Below are 17403 nucleotides of genomic sequence, written 5' to 3'. Positions count from 1 at the left end.
TGAAAGGCACCCAATGTCAGAGATTGAGATACCGCGAATTGATGCAGAAGCGCTATTGGCGGGCGACAAAGCCGTGGTGGAACAGGTGCGCATTGCTGCGCGTGAAGTCGGGTTTCTGACGTTACATAATACGCCTATTCCAGTTGAAGATATCCAAGAAGTGTTTGATGCGTACCGCGCGTTTTTTCTGCTTCCGGCTGCGCAAAAAGAGGCCGTGAATATGGCCCGTACGGGATCCAACCGTGGTTGGGGGGCTGCTGGATCTGAGCAAGTCGATCCAAATGCGAATCCTGACTATAAGCAGGTCTTCGATTCCGGTTTTGAGGTGGAAGGATCAGATCTGGCGACCTATGCGCCGAACTTGTGGCCCGACGCACCGGATAACTTCCGCACTATCATTGAAAACTACTATGTGCGTGCATTGGCCTTTTCGGGTGAGTTGTTGGAGGCGATCATTGGTGGGATCGGTGAAGACAGTTCGTATTTCAGGGCGCAGTTTGAACAGCCGATGGCGTTGATGCGTGGCAATTACTATCCGCCGCGTCCTGAGAATGCAGGGGCCAAGGATTTTGGTATTGCGACCCATACGGATTATGGATGTCTTACGTTGCTGGCGATGGATGGCACGCCCGGTTTGGAAGTGCGCAAGCGTGGTGGGGGGTGGATACCAGTGTCCGCACCGGTTGGTGAGTTTGTGATCAACTTTGGCGAAATGCTTGAAATGTGGACGGAAAAACGTGTTGTGGCGACGCCGCACCGCGTTATCGGTGGAGCGGATGAGCGCTTGTCGGTGCCGCTGTTCTTTAACCCGAATGCTGAAACCAATGTTGCACCAATTGGTTCGGATGAGGTTATTCGCGCCGTGGATCATCTACAAAAGCGGTTTGATGAAACGTACCTGCATTTGCAGGACAAGTCGTGATCACCTGCCTGCATACGGCAGAGGTGCATGTGGGGACCTTTGGCGCGCTACTACCTGATGCAACCCATGTGGTGCGTGCTGATTTTTTGGATCGAGCGCGGGCTGATGGGGTCGAAACGGTCGCTGGTGAAGTGAAGGCGGTGTTGCGTGAATTGGCGCAAGACGGTCCTGTTTTGTGCACCTGTTCAACGCTTGGTCCATTGGTGGATGATTTGGGATTGGCCAATGTTGTGCGCATTGATCGTCCTGCGATGGAGGAGGCCGTGGCGCAGGGAGGCGAAGTTGTCGTCGCGATTTGTTTAGACAGCACGCGGGACGCGACGTTGGCATTGTTTAACGAGGTCGCAGCGGGCCGCGCGTCGGCGAAGCTGGTGCTATGCGATGCGGCTTGGCCGTTCTTTGAAGCGGGCGATATGGCAGGTTTTGCACAGGCCATTGTAGAGGCGCTAAGCGGGCAGGGCTCGCGGGTGTTGTTGGCCCAAGCGTCTATGGCGGTGGCGGCGCCTCTGTTGAAAGAACAGGGTGTAACGGTGTTTACGACCCCACAAGCCGCCGCTGACGCTGTCGCGTCGCTGGCTTAAAGATGGGCGAGGGCGCGACAGGCCAGATCGCAGGCTTCTTCAGGATCATCCAGAGCTGAACCGGGAAGTATCCAGTAGGGCATTGCGGTTGGTTTCGGAGCCTTGTCGCGCTGGTAGGTCCAGCGGGTCAGGCCCATTTCGTCAAGTTCCTCCTGAAACGTGCCCGCGCCTTTGATCATGATGCCAAGGTCAGGATGAACCATCGAAAAGATCGTGCCATCGAGATAGAGGCACAACCCGCCCATCATTTTGCGGGTTGTGAGTGGGCCTAAGTCAGAGAATAAATCCTTTGCGAATTCAATTTCTTCCGGCGTGATGCTCATGTGTTGAGGTTCTCGTCGAACTTGATGGACTCGCCGCAGCCGCAGGCTTCGGTGACGTTGGGATTGCGGAATTTGAAACCGGATTCCAATAAGGACACTTCGTAGTCGATTTCGGTGCCGAACAGGAACATCTGCGCCATAGGAGCGATCATCACGCGTGCGCCGTCTTGTTCGACCACTTCATCAAGGGGATCGACCTCGGCCACGTATTCCATCGTGTATTCCATGCCCGCACAGCCGCCCTTTTTGATGCCAATGCGAAGGCCTGCGTGGTCGTCCTTGGCCATAAGTTTAGCGATCTGAACGGCGGCAGTGTTCGTAATTGTAACAGCTTGTTTTCCAGGAATTCCAAACATTTATCGAACCTCCTTAATGGATTAAGATTACATGAACCCGAGTTCTAGGCGGGCTTCGTCGGACATCATTTCCATGCCCCATTGGGGCTCCCAGACGAGTTCGACGTCAACGGTTTTCACACCTGCCAGTGGTTCAATCGCTTCGGCGACCCAGCCAGGCATTTCACCAGCAACGGGGCACCCCGGTGCAGTAAGGGACATAAGAACTTTCACTTCGTTCTCGTCGTTGATGTCGATCGTGTAGATCAACCCAAGATCCAGAATATTCACTGGAATTTCAGGGTCATACACCGTACGGCACGCTTCAACGATATTCTCGTAAAGAGGGTGCTCAGTGGTGGAAGGCTTGATCAGCGGTGTGCCTTCGAGGGGGGGTGTCGCGTCGTTCATGATTAGCGTCCTGTAATTCCTGACAGAACATATAGGGATTAGGTCGACGGGCGTAAAGATGCGCGAGCGCGACGATTGCGCAATTTCGATACCGTGGTGGGCAGGTCGTCCCTTTTCATTTACCTCATCAAAGGCCTAGAAGCGCTTGAAAGTAAGAGGGCACCATGACTGACACGTTTTCATTTGATCTGCAAAAAACCGATGGCGCTGCGCGCACAGGTGTTATGCGCACGCCGCGCGGAGACATCCGCACGCCCGCGTTTATGCCTGTTGGCACGGCCGCGACGGTAAAGGCGATGATGCCGGAAAGCGTGCGTCAAACCGGTGCGGATATTCTGCTGGGGAACACGTACCACCTGATGCTGCGCCCGACGGCGGAACGGATCGCCAAGCTGGGCGGTTTGCACAAGTTTATGAATTGGGAGCGGCCAATCCTAACGGACTCAGGTGGTTTTCAAGTGATGAGCCTGTCGGGTATGCGCAAGCTGACCGAAGAGGGCGTTGTATTTCAAAGCCACTATGACGGGTCCAAGCACAACCTGACGCCCGAACGATCAATGGAGATACAGCGCTTGCTTGGGTCAGACATCGTGATGTGTTTTGACGAATGCCCCGCACTGCCCGCAGATCGCAAGCGGCTCGAGGACAGCATGGAAATGTCCATGCGTTGGGCAAAGCGTAGCCGAGACGCCTTTGGCGATCGCCCGGGCCACGCGTTGTTTGGCATCCAACAGGGCGGGCTTGAGGAAGATTTGCGCAAGCGGTCTGCTGATGCGCTGCAAGAGATCGGGTTTGACGGCTATGCCGTTGGTGGCCTCGCCGTGGGCGAGGGGCAGGAGGCGATGTTTGACACGCTTGATTTCGCGCCTGACCAGCTGCCCGTTGATAAACCGCGCTACCTGATGGGCGTGGGCAAGCCGGACGATATTGTTGGCGCTGTGAAGCGCGGCATTGATATGATGGACTGCGTTTTGCCGTCCCGATCTGGGCGCACGGGGCAGGTGTTTACGCGCAATGGTGTGGTGAACATCAAGAACGCGCGCCACGCAGATGATCCGCGCCCATTGGATGAAAACTGCCGCTGTCCGGCCTGTTCGAACTATTCGCGGGCTTATTTGCATCACGTGTTCCGAAGCCAAGAGATGATCTCGGGGATGCTGCTGACTTGGCATAACCTGACGTATTTTCAGGATATTATGCAGGGAATGCGGGATGCAATTGCGGCGGGTATGTTCGCCGCGTGGGAGGCCGATTTCCATGCAGGCCGTGCGCAAGGGGATATTGAACCGCTATGAAATACGCAGCCATTGCCCTGATGTGTTTGACCGGCGCCGCGCACGCAGAAAGTTTTTGCGGCGTAACAGATGAAGGCGTTATTTTGAGCGACCTTTCTAACACGCTGCAAATGGGCGCGAAGTGGGACCTGACGGGCGCGTTGACATTCAGTCAGGGTGGTGAGGGATTTACCGACCCGCTTGTTGGCATCGTCACACTCACCAGTCTTGGAATGATATCGCTGGAGGTGGGCGGTTCGCGCGGTGACAATTTGTTCTTAGCCCCCAACAAGGGATCATACGACGACGAAGATCTTGCCAAGCTTTTTACTAGAACAGGTACAGAGTGGATCACGCAGGAGGTCGCGGAATCGCCCTGTAATTTAAACGAGGTTCTGCAGATGCGCGGAACCTATGATGACCCGAACGGTGATCTCAACCAGGTCTCGATTGTTCCGTATTCCAGCGACCACGTTGTTATGATCGCAGAGATCGAAGCCCTAACCGAAGGTGGGTTGGCGTTCGTGACCATCGTGGGGTTGATGACGCGACAATAAGGCCGAAACGCGCGAAATCGCGCTTAAGTCGCCGATATTGACACGATTTAGTCAGTTATCCCCAAATTTGACAGATTGCTGCCTTGCAGCGACCACGCGGCACAGGCAATGTGCCTAAACCTGAAACGGTTTGGTTGAAAGCGGGCATAAGACCCCCACATTAATAAACCAAGACCGGAGATCGGCGCGTTGCCTATGAATAGGGACCGCTGATCTTGCCAACAAAGGAAAAGAGCATGCAAGAACCACTGAGTTCATCCTACCCTGTCCTGCCACTGCGCGACATTGTTGTGTTTCCACACATGGTCGTTCCGCTTTTCGTAGGCCGTGAGAAATCCGTTTCCGCCCTTGAAGAGGTGATGGCGGATGATAAGCAAATCCTGCTGTCCAGCCAGATCGACCCCGGTGTGGATGACCCCGACCAAGACGGAATCTACAAAGCGGGCGTGCTGGCCAATGTGCTGCAATTGCTGAAATTGCCGGACGGGACTGTGAAGGTCCTTGTCGAAGGCATCGCACGTGTGCGCATCACGGATTTTGTTGAGAACGAAAAACATTTTGAGGCGGCGGCAGAATATCTGACCGAAATGCCAGGCGATATGACCACGATCGAGGCGCTGACCCGTTCCGTGGCCAAAGAGTTTGAGCGTTACGCCAAAGTCAAAAAGAACATCCCAGAAGAAGCGCTTGGCGCGGTTTCCGAGGCGTCCGAGCCTGCGAAACTGGCTGACCTTGTTGCGGGCCACCTTGGTATTGAGGTTGAGCAACGTCAGGAACTGCTGGAAACGTTGTCCGTCTCCGAGCGCCTTGAAAAGGTTTACGGCTTTATGCAGGGCGAATTGTCTGTGCTGCAGGTCGAAAAAAAGATCAAGACACGCGTGAAAACGCAGATGGAACGCACCCAGCGTGAGTACTATTTGAATGAGCAAATGAAGGCCATTCAGAAGGAACTTGGCGACGGCGAAGAGGGCGAAGGCGAAGTGGCCGAGCTTGAGGCCAAGATAGCCAAGACCAAGCTGTCCAAAGAAGCGCAGGAAAAGGTCGATGGTGAGCTGAAAAAGCTCAAGAACATGTCACCGATGTCTGCGGAAGCCACAGTTGTTCGCAACTATCTGGATTGGATCTTGTCCATCCCGTGGGGCAAGAAATCTCGCGTTAAGAAAGATCTCGGCAAGGCCGAAGCTATTCTAGACGGTGACCACTATGGCCTCGACAAGGTAAAAGAACGCATCGTCGAATACCTTGCAGTGCAACAGCGCAGCCAGAAACTGAAGGGGCCAATCATGTGTCTCGTCGGCCCTCCTGGTGTGGGTAAAACGTCGCTCGGGAAATCCGTGGCGAAGGCCACAGGGCGCGAATTTATTCGTATCTCCCTTGGTGGTGTGCGTGATGAATCTGAAATTCGCGGTCACCGTCGGACCTATATCGGGTCCATGCCCGGCAAGATCATTCAGGCGTTGAAGAAGGCGAAAACCACGAACCCGCTTATCTTGCTCGATGAAATCGACAAGATGGGGCAGGATTTCCGTGGCGACCCTGCATCCGCGATGCTTGAGGTTCTTGATCCGGAACAGAACGGTACGTTCGTCGATCACTATTTGGAGGTCGAATATGACCTGTCCAACGTGATGTTTCTGACCACGTCGAACTCCTACAACATGCCCGGGCCATTGCTGGACCGGATGGAGATCATCCCGTTGTCCGGTTACACCGAGGACGAAAAGCGTGAGATCGCAAAGCAGCATTTGCTTGGGAAAGTGATGAAAAATCATGGCCTTAAGGAGAGCGAATTCACACTTGAGGATTCTGCGCTGACTTCCATGATCCGCTATTACACCCGCGAAGCCGGTGTGCGGAACCTTGAGCGTGAGATCGCGAAAGTGGCGCGTAAAGCAGTGACCAAGATCGTCAAGAAAGAGGTCGAGAGCGTTGTCGTAACTGAAGACAACATCGAAGATTTCCTTGGCGTGAAGAAGCATCGCTTTGGTTTGGCGGAAGAAAGCGATCAAATCGGCGTTGTCACAGGTCTTGCCTATACGTCAGTTGGGGGTGAGCTTTTGAACATCGAAGCGCTGCGCCTTCCAGGTAAGGGCCGGATGAAGACAACAGGTAAGCTTGGCGATGTGATGAAGGAATCTATCGACGCCGCAAGCAGTTACGTGCGTTCCATCAGCCCGCAAATCGGAGTGAAGCCGCCGGAGTTTGATAAGCTCGACATTCACGTGCACGTCCCAGATGGCGCGACGCCGAAGGATGGACCGAGTGCTGGTCTTGCAATGGTCACGTCTATCGTGTCCGTGTTGACCAAGATCCCCGTTCGCAAAGATATTGCGATGACGGGTGAGGTTTCTCTGCGCGGGAATGCGATGCCGATTGGTGGTTTGAAGGAAAAACTGCTTGCAGCTCTTCGCGGTGGTATCAAGACAGTGCTGATCCCCGAGGAAAACGTAAAAGACCTCGCGGATATTCCGGACAACGTGAAAGAGGGGCTGCAAATCATCCCAGTCACTCACGCGTCTGAGGTGTTGAAGCATGCGCTAATTTCGGAACCGCAAGCGGTTGAGTGGGACCAAGAGGCGGAAGATGCAGCCGCCGCCGAGGCTGCCTTGCGAGCGCGTGACGCGGGTGCAGGCGCCACTGCGCATTGATTGAACCGGCTCAGAGTCAAACGGGCGCTTGATGAATTTCAAGCGCCCTTTTTTTGTTAATAATCGTATGTTTAATCGACGACCTTAAACTCAATTCCAAGCATGTCGTAATTCACAGCCATGAGACCGGATGGATAGGTAATGACGGCTGCGGGAGTGTGCATCAACACATCTTGGGCCATGACACCTTCGAATACAACGCTGCTGCCAATGTAACTGTAGTGATAGATGGGAAGGCCACTAGGAGACATGCCAACGGGCTGAATGTCGGTCTTAATGCGTGCATCGCTCGGACCGAAGACAGCTGCGTCGCTGCCGCTCGATGCGGCGACGATCAGGGCAATCAGTACCAGCGGGATAATTAGATTGCTCGAGGACGATGCTTGTGACTCAATTTCGACCTCGGTTGGTGCCATTGCAATGATGGGGTCAGCTAAGCCCCCCGCAAATGATGGCGATGCGATAGCCCCGGACAAAGCCAAGGCAAAAAAAGAATTTTTCAAAATAATCTCCTAATAAATGAGCCAAAATTACACCACAGGCTGTGATTTCGGTCAAGGTATGCATCGGCAAGCGCTTAATTCGGACGCCACAGTCATTAACTTTATGGATTTTCACCATGGGATATGCACTGACTTCCAGCTATTGTTTCCGAAACAGGCACAATACCGTGCACCCGATCGGAGAGAGCAATGGCCACGAGCACTACAAAAGCAGCGTCAAAACCTACGAAAAAGGCAGCGAAGCCCGCCGCGAAATCTGTATCTACTGCACCCAACGCAGCTACAAAGACCGTCACCACACCAAAGGCAGTTGCGGCACCAGCGAAAACATCCGCGACCACAAAGGCGACAATCGTCGAAACGGTAAGGCCAACGGTTGCCTGCACTCCTATCAAAAAGCCAGAGCTTATCGAACGTGTGATGGCCGAAACGGGTATGAAAAAGAAAGACGTCAAACCTGTGGTTGAAGCGATGCTCGCCGTATTGGGTCGTGCGTTGACGAAGGGCGAAGACCTGACAGTTCCGCCGCTTGGAAAGTTGATGGTGAAGCGGACAAAAGAAGCCGCGAATGCGACGATAGTTACGGTGAAACTACGGCATCCGAACAATGCTGGCGGCCCCGCAAAGACAGTCATTGGTGATGAAGCAATTTAGTTAAATCAGTACGATGGCCGTCAAAGCTAATCCAAGTCCAAGACTTAAACGCGGCACGTGAGGGAACGCCCTCGCGTGCCGCTTTGCGTTAGGCCGCGTTTGAACGTGACGCTTCCAACACGTTTTCGGCGACGATCTCGGCCGTTGCAGCCGACAGCGTCCACCCAAGGTGCCCGTGTCCGGTGTTGTAGAACACACCGGATGATTTGCCGGGGCCGACGCGAGGCATCATGTTTGGCATCATTGGACGCAGGCCTGCCCAGGGGATAGCGTGTTCCGTGCTGACATCTGGAAACAGTTTTTCCACCCATTTCACCAGCGGCTGGATTCGGTCATCCCGAATGTCGCGGTTTTCGCCGTTAAATTCAGCGGTACCCGCCACGCGAAAACGGTTGTCTCCAAGGCGTGAGGTCACAATTTTTGCTTTGTCGTCCAGCAGGGACACCCAAGGCGCGGCCGCTTGGCTTTCCTCATCGTCCAGTGCGACCGTGATGGAATAGCCTTTGACAGGGTAGACGTTCACGCGGTCGCCAACCATCGCAGCAAAGGCGCGGCTGCGCACGCCCGCGCAGATGACGATGCCATCGAAGTGTTCAGATTGATTGCCCGATCCATCCGTCCACACAACGTCGACGCCACCACGTTCTCGGGCTGTCAGGGTTTCCACATAGCAGCCGTAGTTGAAGGTTGTTCCACGGTTTTTGCAGGCCGAACCGAGACCCTTGGCATAACTATGGATGTCACCCGTGAAGTCGCTTTCGGTATAGTAGCCACCGTAAATCTCACCTTTCAGAGCTGGTTCAAGCTTCCTCATTTCATCAGCTGTGACGGCATGGCGTTCGAGACCGCCTTCTTTGAGCAGTTCGTTAACCTTGGCGGCTGCGTCGAAGTCCGGCTTGCAGTCGTAAACATGAAGGATACCGCGTTTCTCTAACGAAAAATCAAAGCCCTCTGCAGCAGCGTGAGAAACAAGATGTTCACGCGCGGCGATGGCCAAACGCACAGTTTCAACGGTGTTCTTGCGGTAGTTGGGGATGTTGGACATGAATTCCGCCATCCACGAATACTTGTGCCAGCTCGGTTTGGGGTTCACCAACAGGGGCGCACCGCGCTGTGTCATCCATTTGAGACCTTTGAAAATGGTGGACCATTGGGTCCAGACTTCGGCGTTGGATGCAGAGAGTTGGCCGCCATTGGCAAAAGATGTTTCCATAGCGGCGTAGCGGTTGCGGTCAAAGACAGTGACGTCAAAACCACGTTTCATCAAGGCATAGGCTGTTGTGATTCCGGTGATGCCAGCACCGATTACGGCGATTGTTTTCATTGGGATACCCCCCTTTAGACAGCGTTCAAACATGCCGACGTATCGGCGGTGAACCCATCTGTCAGGGGACCTGAGAGTTTCGCCACGATGGTCTGCGACGGCTCCTTCGGTGGGCAGGCCTAACTGCCACTCTCCAGATTGCTTTACGCACCGCGGTCCATTTGCCTGAGAGTTTCCGGGTTGTTGCTCCTTCGGCGCCGGCGTTTCCACCGGACTCTCCCGCGGGCGAGAGATGCACTCGCGCTATGCCTTCGAATTCGATTCGGATCAACGGATTTCTTGGGGTTTTGCTTTGTTCAGGGGCAGGGTAGGCATGCGAAATGATTTACCCAGAACTCTATATCCTGCGTCACGGTCAGACCGTTTGGAACGCAGAAGACCGCATGCAAGGTTGGCTTAATTCCCCCCTGACCCCCAAAGGGCAAATGGATGCAGCACGCCAAGGTGAAATCCTGCGCTGCATTGATTTGGAGGGGTTTGAGTTTTGGTCCAGCCCATCGGGGCGTGCCGTTCAAACGGCAGGGATCGCCTGTGGCCCTTTGGCCGAAGCAGTACATACTGACATTCGCCTGCGTGAGATTGGCGTTGGCGATTGGGCAGGGCGTTTGCGCGCTGATCTTCCGCAGGGCACGGGCGATGACCCATATTTAGAGCAATATGAGATGGCCCCGAACGGAGAGGGGCTTGCAGCAGTAGAAACACGGTGCCGTGCTTTCCTTTCAGAAGTGGTGCGGCCTACTGTTCTGATAACGCATGGAATTACCAGCCGCGTGATCCGTTCAATCGTGATCGGTCCGGCGGCTTTGGAGAACTCGGACATCCACGGTGGGCAGGGTTGCGTGTATCATTTGAAGGGTGGCGTGCAAAAGTTGCTCACATAGGCAATCGGGGGCTTGCGCGTCGTGAAAAGGGACGCTAAACGCTGCCCATCGGGTCGTTAGCTCAGTTGGTAGAGCGCTTCGTTTACACCGAAGATGTCGGGAGTTCGAGCCTCTCACGACCCACCACTTCCCCCGATTTTACAATGCTGAACTGGAAACGCGCTCGCGTCGGTATCGATTATCAGCGACAATCTCCTGACCTGATCGCACCTACTATACCCATTTACCCGCCGTTCCAAACGTCGTTTAGTTCTTCCATAAGTTGTTAAAAATTTGGATGGGGGATTCAATGAATTCGGTTTTGTCAAAAATGATTGCGAGTGCTTGCTTTTTAGGGGTGGCGGGCTGCATGACAGTGCCCGCGGATTTCGCTTGGGGCGACAATGCCAGCCAATGGGCCAATGATGGGGATTGTGATGATCCGCGCTTTGATGGGCCAATGGCGCACACATTGTTATTGCCAGAAGATGCGATGCATGACGCCAACGATTGCCGTGCTTTGTATAATGAGGGCAAGGTTTGGCTGCGCGCCAATTACCAGCCGGGCGTCACCTATGAGAACCCTGGCTACGCTGGTCCGAATTGATCGGTCACGACTACCTATCCAAACGAAAAAGCCCCGGCGCATCACTGCGCCGGGGCTTTGTGTGCCGGGTTACCGCTTAGCTGCGTGGCTTGCGCGGGGCGGCGTTGCCGCCTTTGGCTGCCAGTGCACGAGCGCGGTTCTTCTTGCTGGACGGCTTGCCCTGCTTCGGCGCAAGGCCAGCGCCTTTGGCAACCTTATTTGCGGGTTTGCCGCCTGACTTGCCTGCGTTCGGCTTACTGGATGGTTTGCCATCAGACTTGCCAGCGTAGGGTTTGCCGTCACGCGTTTTGCGCGGCTTGTAGGATTCGATAGTGTCATCGGATGATTTGTTCTTGTCGAACTTTGGCTTGCCACCCTTTGGCTTTGCGCCGCCCTTAGGTTTTTTGGGTTTTGGTTCGCGTTCGTCGTTCCAATCCACGGGCTTTGTGGTGCCTTTGGACTTATGCGGCTTGGGGCCGTCTTTGCCGCGGTGCGGAGCCTTGTCGCGCGATTTGAAGTCTTTGCGCGGTGCGCCACGTTCAAAGGTTGGCAGCTTTTCTACGCGGGTGAGGGGGGCGCCGTTTTCCAACGTCATGTCCCCACCAAGTGCGTCTGTGAGCGTCTTCAGGGCAGTCTCGCGGACTTCGATGTAGGATTCGTTGGGCTGAATGCGGATCGCGCCGATGTCGTCCTTGGAAATGTTGCCCATCTTACAGATCATCGGCAGCAAACGGCGCGGTTCGGCACCGGCTTCGCGGCCACCTGGAAGGGAGAACCAGACCGATTTGCCAAATGCCTCACGTGGTTTTGTAGGTGCAGACACTTCGGACAACTCTTCAGGGGCGGTGTGTTTTTCGCGATAAAGACGCAGGTAAGCGGCGGCGATTTGTTCGATCGACAGCTTGGCGACCATGGCGTCGACGACGGTTTTGGACGTGCCGTCGACCTCGTTGGACCAATCGGTTTGTTCCAACATGCGTTCTTCGTCTTGCGCGATGACCTGTTCCGCCGATGGCGCGTCAGTCCAGTCTGCGGTCAGTTTTGCCCAGCCCAGAAGACGTTCCGCCTTTTTGCGCACGGCAGGGGGGACGATCATCGCGGAGGTGCCTTTGCGACCCGCGCGCCCTGTGCGGCCAGAACGGTGCAACAAGGTGTCTTGGTTGCTTGGCAGTTCGGCGTGGATCACCAGATCAAGGTTGGGTAGGTCAATGCCGCGGGCAGCCACGTCAGTTGCCACACAAACACGCGCACGGCCGTCGCGCATTGCTTGTAGGGCGTGGGTGCGTTCGGCCTGTGACAGCTCACCCGACAAGGCGACAACGGCAAAACCACGGTTCGACAGGCGGGTTGTCATGCGGTTCACGGTGGCACGAGTGTTGCAGAACACAATGGCGTTCGGCGCTTCATAAAAGCGCAAAACGTTGATGATCGCGTTTTCTGTGTCACGGGGGGAGACACGGAAGGCCTTATAGTCGATGTCGGCGTGCTGCTTTTCACCCGTGGTGGTCGCAACGCGCTGTGCGTCCTTTTGATACCGCTGTGCGAGTTTGGCGATGGATGCTGGGACGGTCGCAGAGAACAACAATGTCTGGCGGTCCGTGGGGGACTCATCGAGAATAAATTCAAGATCTTCGCGAAACCCGAGGTCGAGCATTTCGTCGGCTTCGTCTAGCACAACGGCCTTCAGGTCAGACAGATCAATAGACTTGCGCATGATGTGGTCGCGCAAGCGGCCCGGTGTGGACACAACGATATGGGCCCCACGTTCCAGTGCGCGGCGTTCATCGCGCATATCCATGCCGCCAACGGTGGATGCAATCACCGCACCCGTTTTTTCATAAAGCCATGCAAGCTCACGTTTAACCTGCAACGCCAGTTCGCGAGTTGGAGCAATAACCAACGCCAGCGGTGCGTCTGCACGGTCAAACTTTTCAGCGTCACCTAGCAGGCTCGGCGCAATCGCGATGCCAAAGCCAAGTGTCTTACCAGAACCGGTTTGCGCAGAGACCAGCAGGTCTTTGCCTTCCAGCGCTGGGTCTGAACACGCCTCTTGGACGGGGGTCAGCGTTTCGTAGCCACGCGCTTTGATGGCATCAGCAAGAGCCTGTTTCACAGCAGTATCACTTTTCTTAGTTGGGTTTGGCGCAGCCATCATGGGCGCGCGTCAATGTTTGCGCGGCTCTAACGTGTTGCGGGGCACTTGTATAGGGCGTCAGGTGATGGGCTGCTATGCAGGTGTGTGAATGCAGTTTGTGCGACGAGTCAGGAGATGCGCGTTTCCTTCAAGAGCCGTCGAGGGATATGCTGGGCAATTCACTATGAAATTCGTTTATTTTCGCTCTTTTGAGAGAAACTTAAATTCAAGTTCGCTTGTGGCTTGACGGGGCGATGTGTGCTGCCTAGAAGCACCTCACATCGACTAACGTTGATGGACAGTGGGCGGTTGTAGCTCAGTTGGTTAGAGTACCGGCCTGTCACGCCGGGGGTCGCGGGTTCGAGTCCCGTCAACCGCGCCACCGCTGTCCCTTTGGTTCAAGGATTGAACTGCTCTGTACGAGGTTAAGTACAAAAAGTGCGCGGTTGTAGCTCAGTTGGTTAGAGTACCGGCCTGTCACGCCGGGGGTCGCGGGTTCGAGTCCCGTCAACCGCGCCACTTATCCCCCTCCACGGTTCAAACCTCCCATGAAGTCGGAAAACTCTGTGGCGTAATGGACAAGCGCATCAGGACCGAACTCCAACAGGCCGCCAACAACTCCACCAATGAGGAGTGATACGGGGGCGGTACGATGAGCTATGAGTTGGCGATGTTGACGAATTGGTTGATGGTGGGGGCAGGTTTGCTGGCGTCTGACACGTTCAGTGGCCTGTTTGATGATCTGTTCAAGGGCGACGATGCTGCGAAAGCCGTACAGGAAGAAGAAATTACACCGCTCGGGGACAATCTCGGCCTAGGCGATGGCAATGATACCTATGTTGGAACGGACGAAGGCGATTTCGTACTTGGTCAGGCTGGTGATGATGAAATCGATGGTGGCGCAGGGGATGACACGCTTGAAGGTACTACTGGTGACGACATCCTCACGGGTGGTGCGGGCGTACGGATATGGTTTCCGGTGGTAATGGAAATGATGTTCTGGCAAGCGATCGTGCGGATAGTGACGCCGATTGGACGCGCGGCGATGTTGAGCAGTTGGATGGTGGTGAAGGCGACGACAAGCTGTTCTTTTCAAGCGAAGACATTGCGACGGGTGGCACTGGGGCGGATACATTCGGCTTGATAGAGACCGGAGAGGGCGCAGCGCGCACCACCGATTTTGATGCAGCCGAAGATGATGTCACGATCTATGTCGACGGGTTGAACGACGCAGAAACGTCGCCGGTCCTAAGTTACGCCACAGATGAAGAGGCAAGCACGACAACGGTTTCACTGGATGGCGCGGAGTCCCTTGTTTTTGACGGACTCTTCACGCCAGAAGAGCTGAACATTGCCTTGGTAGACCCTGACGACATAGATTTTGCCGCAATACCTTAGGCGTTAACCGCCGCGTGCCCGTTCAAATGCTGCGCGTAGAAGGGGGTCTTCGCCGTTGATGAGTGGGGTGGCTTCGATCGTAAAGGGGACATCGGGTGGGATGCCAATAGCCTCGTAAAGTGACCCGTCCATTGTGCGGTAGGTTTGATGGGATAGGCCAAGGTCCCAACCGTTGGGTAGCTTGAACCCTAAAATGTCGGACAAACCGCCTGACGTAGCTTCGCCCATGACTGTAACTTGCGGCAATTCACGCAAGGCCATGGTCAGGATTTCAGCCGCCGAACCGGTCAGCTTGCTGGTGAGTACGATTACGGGTTGGCTAAGCGGTGTTGCGTCAAAGGGTTGTAGGATGGCCGTGAAAGGGGCGGTTTGCGTATCCCCGTCACGGGTTGTTTTGGTAAACACATCAAGGGGTTGATCGGTGAAGTGGCTGGCGATTCCAAAAGACACGGAGTCCGATCCACCGGGGTTGTAGCGCAGATCTATGATGATGGAATTTGCTTCGGCCATGGTGTCCGCGACCTCTATAAACGCCTGCGCCATTGCCGGTTCGCTGCGCGCACCGAACGGCGTATCAAACCCCATGTGGCGGATGGAAATATAGCCAACGCCGTCAGGCAGCAGGGCGTATTCGATGCCAGTCAATTCAACAGAGGTCAGCGGAATGCCTACAGTTTCATGGGCCGTGCGGTCCAGGTCGGCGCGGATAAGATAGCCATCGCGGGTGAAATACGGGTTTTGGGTGAACCACTCCGGAGTTTTGGACGGGGAAAAATACCCAATTGGTGACCCTAGCTGCACATGGCCGTCGTCCAAGCCGTCTAACGCTTGGCCAAGAAGGTCAAATAGCTCCGCGTCGGTTAGGACTGCATCTGGGGCAGGGGCCAAGGCGCGGCGGGTGTCCCAATTGACACTGTGCAGGTCAAAGAATGCATAGTGTTCGCCCATCGCCGTCCACATAGCGTCAAAAACTTCGCGCGGTGTGGCGTTACCTGCTGGGGCGCAGGCGGCGGGCAGGGTGTCGATGCGGGTGTAGGGCGTCGGGTCCAACGCACCATCAACACGCAACATCAGGGTGTCGTCTTCAACCGAAACGGTCGCGCCTTCGGCAAACTCGACAAGTTTTAGGTGCGCTGGAAACGTCAACTGTTCGACGCAAGAATGACTGCTTTCACTATATAACTTAGCCTGAAGCCTGTTCAGCGTGATGATCGACCCACCCGATTGCGCGCGCCAAACGCCGCGTTGTTCGGCGTCTGGCATGTAGATCACCCAAGACGCGATAAAGGCCGCAACAACCGCGCCGATCACGACCCAAAGCTGGTTGAGCAGACGTTTCACGTCAGCGCCGCCAGAACCCGCGCCCATGAGCGCATACCTTTGTGGAAGGCTTCAACGTCGTACTTTTCATTTGGCGAGTGGATGCGGTCGTCCTCGGAGGCAAAGCCGATTAGCATCGCGTCCATGTCCAGCACGGTTTTGAAATGGCCTGCGATAGGGATCGATCCGCCCATGCCGACGAACACGGCCTCGCGGTCCCACTCATTGGACAGCGCTTGGCGGGCCTGTTCAAATTCGGGGCGGTCTGTGTTCATCACCGAGGCGGGCGCGCCTTCAAGGTCGTTGTCCCATGTGACGGATGTGCCAAGGCGCAGCTGGCTTTCCACGTGTTTACGCAGGGCGTCGCGGATTTTGTCGGGGTCCATATCGCCAACAAGGCGGCAAGTGATCTTGCAGTGGGCGTCGGCGGGGATAACGGTTTTGGACCCGGCACCTTGATATCCGCCCCATAAGCCATTGATCTCTAACGTCGGACGGGACCATTGCTGTTCCAGTATCGAATAGTTCTTCTCACCTGCCGTTTCGGTCAGCCCTGCGTTTTGCATGTAGTCCGCTTCGTCAAAGCCACAGGTTTCCCACTGCGCTTTCAGGTTGTCGCCGATCTCGATCACGTCGTCGTAGAATCCATCAATCGTGACGCGGCCATTGTCGTCATGAAAGGACGCAATGATGCGGCTGATTTCCTTAAGCGGGTTCACAGCAGGCCCGCCGTAGTGACCAGAATGCAAATCCATCGCGGGGCCGTGCAGGGTGAATTCATCCTTCAACATCCCGCGCAGCTGGCTGGCGATGGATGGCACGCCTTGGGCAACCATGCCTGTGTCGCAAATCAGGGCTAGGTCGGCCTTCAGCTCATCCGCGTTGGCCTCCATAAACGGCACCAAGCTAGGTGATCCGGTTTCTTCTTCACCTTCAAACAGAAACGTAATGCGGCAGGGGAGTTCGCCATGAATGGTGATCCACGCGCGACAGGCCTCCATGAAGGTCATCAATTGGCCCTTGTCATCAGACGTGCCGCGACCACGGATGACTTTTTTACCGTCGCGGTCTTCGATGAACGGCGCGAATGGATCGTGGTCCCATAGTTCAATAGGATCAACGGGTTGCACGTCATAATGACCGTAAAACAGCAGATGCGGGCCGGTGTTGCCAACATGCCCGACGACCATCGGATGCATCGGCGTGTCGCGTTTTGTTGCGTCAACACCCAGCGATTTCAGGTCATTAACCAACCAGTCTGCGGCCTTGTTGACCTCGTCCTTATAGGCGGGGTCGGTGGACACGGACTGTAGTTTCAGCAGCCCCATAAGGCGGTCAAGGGCGGCATCGAGATCTTCATCAATTTTGGAAAGTACAGCGTCGAGCGACATGGGGAGACTCCGGTATATTGGTTTCAGCAGAGAGTGTCACAGTGGAGGGCAGGGTCAAGCGCTCGCAAGGCTGATCCTGATCTAAGTTACCAAACAGCCCAAAACCTAGAGTGCGACGAACCGTATCAGGGCTGATATATCCATAGGCAAAGTGTTGCCTGAAAAGGGACTCGGATATATCA

The 17403-nt window shown here is 55.2% G+C and carries 18 protein-coding genes, 3 tRNA genes and 1 riboswitch; of the genes, 13 read left to right on the top strand and 8 right to left on the bottom strand.

Features of this window, described 5'->3' with window-relative positions:
• The first annotated feature begins 13 nt into the window (after positions 1 to 13).
• A complete protein-coding gene (locus OCA8868_RS02430; RefSeq protein ID WP_093994945.1) occupies positions 14 to 922 on the top strand; it encodes an isopenicillin N synthase family dioxygenase in 909 nt (302 codons plus the stop codon).
• A complete protein-coding gene (locus tag OCA8868_RS02425) occupies positions 919 to 1503 on the top strand; it encodes a hypothetical protein (protein WP_179214751.1) in 585 nt (194 codons plus the stop codon). The genes OCA8868_RS02430 and OCA8868_RS02425 overlap by 4 nt, the downstream gene beginning before the upstream one ends.
• On the opposite strand, the gene OCA8868_RS02420 is transcribed toward OCA8868_RS02425, so the two are convergent.
• Genes OCA8868_RS02420 through OCA8868_RS02410 form a run of 3 tightly spaced genes read right to left on the bottom strand, consistent with a single transcriptional unit; the run spans position 1500 to position 2572 of the window.
• Positions 1500 to 1826: a TfoX/Sxy family protein gene (locus OCA8868_RS02420; protein ID WP_093994944.1), complete on the bottom strand. Its 327-nt coding sequence runs from the start codon at positions 1824 to 1826 to the stop codon at positions 1500 to 1502. The genes OCA8868_RS02425 and OCA8868_RS02420 overlap by 4 nt on opposite strands.
• Positions 1823 to 2182 carry a HesB/IscA family protein gene (locus tag OCA8868_RS02415; RefSeq protein ID WP_093994943.1) on the bottom strand — a complete coding sequence of 120 codons (360 nt, stop codon included), beginning with the start codon at positions 2180 to 2182 and terminating at the stop codon, positions 1823 to 1825. The genes OCA8868_RS02420 and OCA8868_RS02415 overlap by 4 nt, the downstream gene beginning before the upstream one ends.
• 27 nt (positions 2183 to 2209) lie before the next feature.
• Entirely contained in the window at positions 2210 to 2572 is a 363-nt protein-coding gene (locus tag OCA8868_RS02410; protein ID WP_093994942.1) for an SUF system Fe-S cluster assembly protein, read from the bottom strand.
• A gap of 164 nt (positions 2573 to 2736) precedes the next feature.
• On the opposite strand from OCA8868_RS02410, the gene tgt reads away from it, so the two are divergent.
• From tgt to lon, 3 genes are all read left to right on the top strand, one after another.
• Positions 2737 to 3867 (top strand): tRNA guanosine(34) transglycosylase Tgt, encoded by a 1131-nt coding sequence (tgt, locus tag OCA8868_RS02405; protein WP_093994941.1) that lies wholly within the window; start codon positions 2737 to 2739, stop codon positions 3865 to 3867.
• Positions 3864 to 4403: a hypothetical protein gene (locus OCA8868_RS02400; protein ID WP_093994940.1), complete on the top strand. Its 540-nt coding sequence runs from the start codon at positions 3864 to 3866 to the stop codon at positions 4401 to 4403. The genes tgt and OCA8868_RS02400 overlap by 4 nt, the downstream gene beginning before the upstream one ends.
• Positions 4404 to 4639: 236 nt before the next feature.
• A complete protein-coding gene (lon, locus tag OCA8868_RS02395) occupies positions 4640 to 7051 on the top strand; it encodes an endopeptidase La (RefSeq protein WP_093994939.1) in 2412 nt (803 codons plus the stop codon).
• A gap of 71 nt (positions 7052 to 7122) precedes the next feature.
• Here lon and OCA8868_RS16580 read toward each other — a convergent pair whose 3' ends face one another.
• A complete protein-coding gene (locus OCA8868_RS16580) occupies positions 7123 to 7554 on the bottom strand; it encodes a tail fiber domain-containing protein (protein ID WP_179214750.1) in 432 nt (143 codons plus the stop codon).
• A gap of 189 nt (positions 7555 to 7743) precedes the next feature.
• Between OCA8868_RS16580 and OCA8868_RS16715 the strand changes: the two genes are divergently transcribed.
• Complete coding sequence (locus OCA8868_RS16715; RefSeq protein ID WP_093994937.1) at positions 7744 to 8208, top strand: HU family DNA-binding protein; 465 nt, start codon at positions 7744 to 7746, stop codon at positions 8206 to 8208.
• Positions 8209 to 8296: 88 nt separating this feature from the next.
• On the opposite strand, the gene OCA8868_RS02380 is transcribed toward OCA8868_RS16715, so the two are convergent.
• The gene (locus tag OCA8868_RS02380; RefSeq protein ID WP_093994936.1) at positions 8297 to 9532 is read right to left on the bottom strand and encodes a D-amino acid dehydrogenase; all 1236 of its coding nucleotides are present in this window, start codon (positions 9530 to 9532) and stop codon (positions 8297 to 8299) included.
• Positions 9533 to 9675: 143 nt separating this feature from the next.
• Positions 9676 to 9764, bottom strand: a riboswitch (glycine riboswitch).
• Between the two features lie 88 nt (positions 9765 to 9852).
• Between OCA8868_RS02380 and OCA8868_RS02375 the strand changes: the two genes are divergently transcribed.
• From OCA8868_RS02375 to OCA8868_RS02365, 3 genes are all read left to right on the top strand, one after another.
• The gene (locus OCA8868_RS02375; protein ID WP_093994935.1) at positions 9853 to 10413 is read left to right on the top strand and encodes a histidine phosphatase family protein; all 561 of its coding nucleotides are present in this window, start codon (positions 9853 to 9855) and stop codon (positions 10411 to 10413) included.
• Positions 10414 to 10463: 50 nt separating this feature from the next.
• A tRNA-Val gene (locus OCA8868_RS02370) sits at positions 10464 to 10539 on the top strand.
• A gap of 223 nt (positions 10540 to 10762) precedes the next feature.
• Positions 10763 to 10999 carry a hypothetical protein gene (locus tag OCA8868_RS02365; protein ID WP_093994934.1) on the top strand — a complete coding sequence of 79 codons (237 nt, stop codon included), beginning with the start codon at positions 10763 to 10765 and terminating at the stop codon, positions 10997 to 10999.
• A 76-nt stretch (positions 11000 to 11075) separates the two neighbouring features.
• Here the strand turns inward: OCA8868_RS02365 and OCA8868_RS02360 are convergent, their stop codons facing one another.
• A complete protein-coding gene (locus tag OCA8868_RS02360) occupies positions 11076 to 13091 on the bottom strand; it encodes a DEAD/DEAH box helicase (RefSeq protein WP_093995490.1) in 2016 nt (671 codons plus the stop codon).
• 326 nt (positions 13092 to 13417) lie between these two features.
• On the opposite strand from OCA8868_RS02360, the gene OCA8868_RS02355 reads away from it, so the two are divergent.
• The 4 genes from OCA8868_RS02355 to OCA8868_RS02340 all read left to right on the top strand — a co-directional run bounded on the left by OCA8868_RS02355 (position 13418) and on the right by OCA8868_RS02340 (position 14510).
• Positions 13418 to 13494: transfer RNA gene (locus OCA8868_RS02355), tRNA-Asp, on the top strand.
• Positions 13495 to 13554: 60 nt separating this feature from the next.
• A tRNA-Asp gene (locus OCA8868_RS02350) sits at positions 13555 to 13631 on the top strand.
• A gap of 133 nt (positions 13632 to 13764) precedes the next feature.
• Positions 13765 to 14256 (top strand): calcium-binding protein, encoded by a 492-nt coding sequence (locus OCA8868_RS02345; protein ID WP_093994933.1) that lies wholly within the window; start codon positions 13765 to 13767, stop codon positions 14254 to 14256.
• Complete coding sequence (locus OCA8868_RS02340; protein WP_093994932.1) at positions 14253 to 14510, top strand: hypothetical protein; 258 nt, start codon at positions 14253 to 14255, stop codon at positions 14508 to 14510. The genes OCA8868_RS02345 and OCA8868_RS02340 overlap by 4 nt, the downstream gene beginning before the upstream one ends.
• A gap of 3 nt (positions 14511 to 14513) precedes the next feature.
• Here the strand turns inward: OCA8868_RS02340 and OCA8868_RS02335 are convergent, their stop codons facing one another.
• Together OCA8868_RS02335 and OCA8868_RS02330 are read right to left on the bottom strand one after the other, a co-directional pair.
• On the bottom strand, positions 14514 to 15878 hold the full coding sequence (locus OCA8868_RS02335; RefSeq protein ID WP_245847995.1) for a S41 family peptidase: 1365 nt from the start codon (positions 15876 to 15878) through the stop codon (positions 14514 to 14516).
• Positions 15848 to 17221: a dipeptidase gene (locus tag OCA8868_RS02330; RefSeq protein WP_093994930.1), complete on the bottom strand. Its 1374-nt coding sequence runs from the start codon at positions 17219 to 17221 to the stop codon at positions 15848 to 15850. The genes OCA8868_RS02335 and OCA8868_RS02330 overlap by 31 nt, the downstream gene beginning before the upstream one ends.
• Positions 17222 to 17403: the final 182 nt, after the last annotated feature.

The sequence above is a fragment of the Octadecabacter ascidiaceicola genome, from assembly GCF_900185015.1.
In the GTDB taxonomy this organism is placed as follows: Bacteria; Pseudomonadota; Alphaproteobacteria; order Rhodobacterales; family Rhodobacteraceae; genus Octadecabacter; species Octadecabacter ascidiaceicola.
The sequence above is the reverse complement of the archived record's forward strand: the minus strand, read 5'-3'. Positions and strand labels throughout refer to the sequence as shown.

Excerpts from the sequence above, each read along its gene's own strand:
- OCA8868_RS02410 (WP_093994942.1), bottom strand. The coding sequence starts at position 2,572 with ATGAACGACGCGACACCCCCCCTCGAAGGCACACCGCTGATCAAGCCT.
- OCA8868_RS02375 (WP_093994935.1), top strand. The coding sequence starts at position 9,853 with ATGATTTACCCAGAACTCTATATCCTGCGTCACGGTCAGACCGTTTGG.
- OCA8868_RS02415 (WP_093994943.1), bottom strand. The coding sequence starts at position 2,182 with ATGTTTGGAATTCCTGGAAAACAAGCTGTTACAATTACGAACACTGCC.
- OCA8868_RS02400 (WP_093994940.1), top strand. The coding sequence starts at position 3,864 with ATGAAATACGCAGCCATTGCCCTGATGTGTTTGACCGGCGCCGCGCAC.
- OCA8868_RS02365 (WP_093994934.1), top strand. The coding sequence starts at position 10,763 with ATGACAGTGCCCGCGGATTTCGCTTGGGGCGACAATGCCAGCCAATGG.
- OCA8868_RS16715 (WP_093994937.1), top strand. The coding sequence starts at position 7,744 with ATGGCCACGAGCACTACAAAAGCAGCGTCAAAACCTACGAAAAAGGCA.
- tgt (WP_093994941.1), top strand. The coding sequence starts at position 2,737 with ATGACTGACACGTTTTCATTTGATCTGCAAAAAACCGATGGCGCTGCG.
- OCA8868_RS02330 (WP_093994930.1), bottom strand. The coding sequence starts at position 17,221 with ATGTCGCTCGACGCTGTACTTTCCAAAATTGATGAAGATCTCGATGCC.
- OCA8868_RS02430 (WP_093994945.1), top strand. The coding sequence starts at position 14 with ATGTCAGAGATTGAGATACCGCGAATTGATGCAGAAGCGCTATTGGCG.
- OCA8868_RS02345 (WP_093994933.1), top strand. The coding sequence starts at position 13,765 with ATGAGCTATGAGTTGGCGATGTTGACGAATTGGTTGATGGTGGGGGCA.
- OCA8868_RS02335 (WP_245847995.1), bottom strand. The coding sequence starts at position 15,878 with ATGGGCGCGGGTTCTGGCGGCGCTGACGTGAAACGTCTGCTCAACCAG.
- OCA8868_RS02380 (WP_093994936.1), bottom strand. The coding sequence starts at position 9,532 with ATGAAAACAATCGCCGTAATCGGTGCTGGCATCACCGGAATCACAACA.
- lon (WP_093994939.1), top strand. The coding sequence starts at position 4,640 with ATGCAAGAACCACTGAGTTCATCCTACCCTGTCCTGCCACTGCGCGAC.
- OCA8868_RS02420 (WP_093994944.1), bottom strand. The coding sequence starts at position 1,826 with ATGAGCATCACGCCGGAAGAAATTGAATTCGCAAAGGATTTATTCTCT.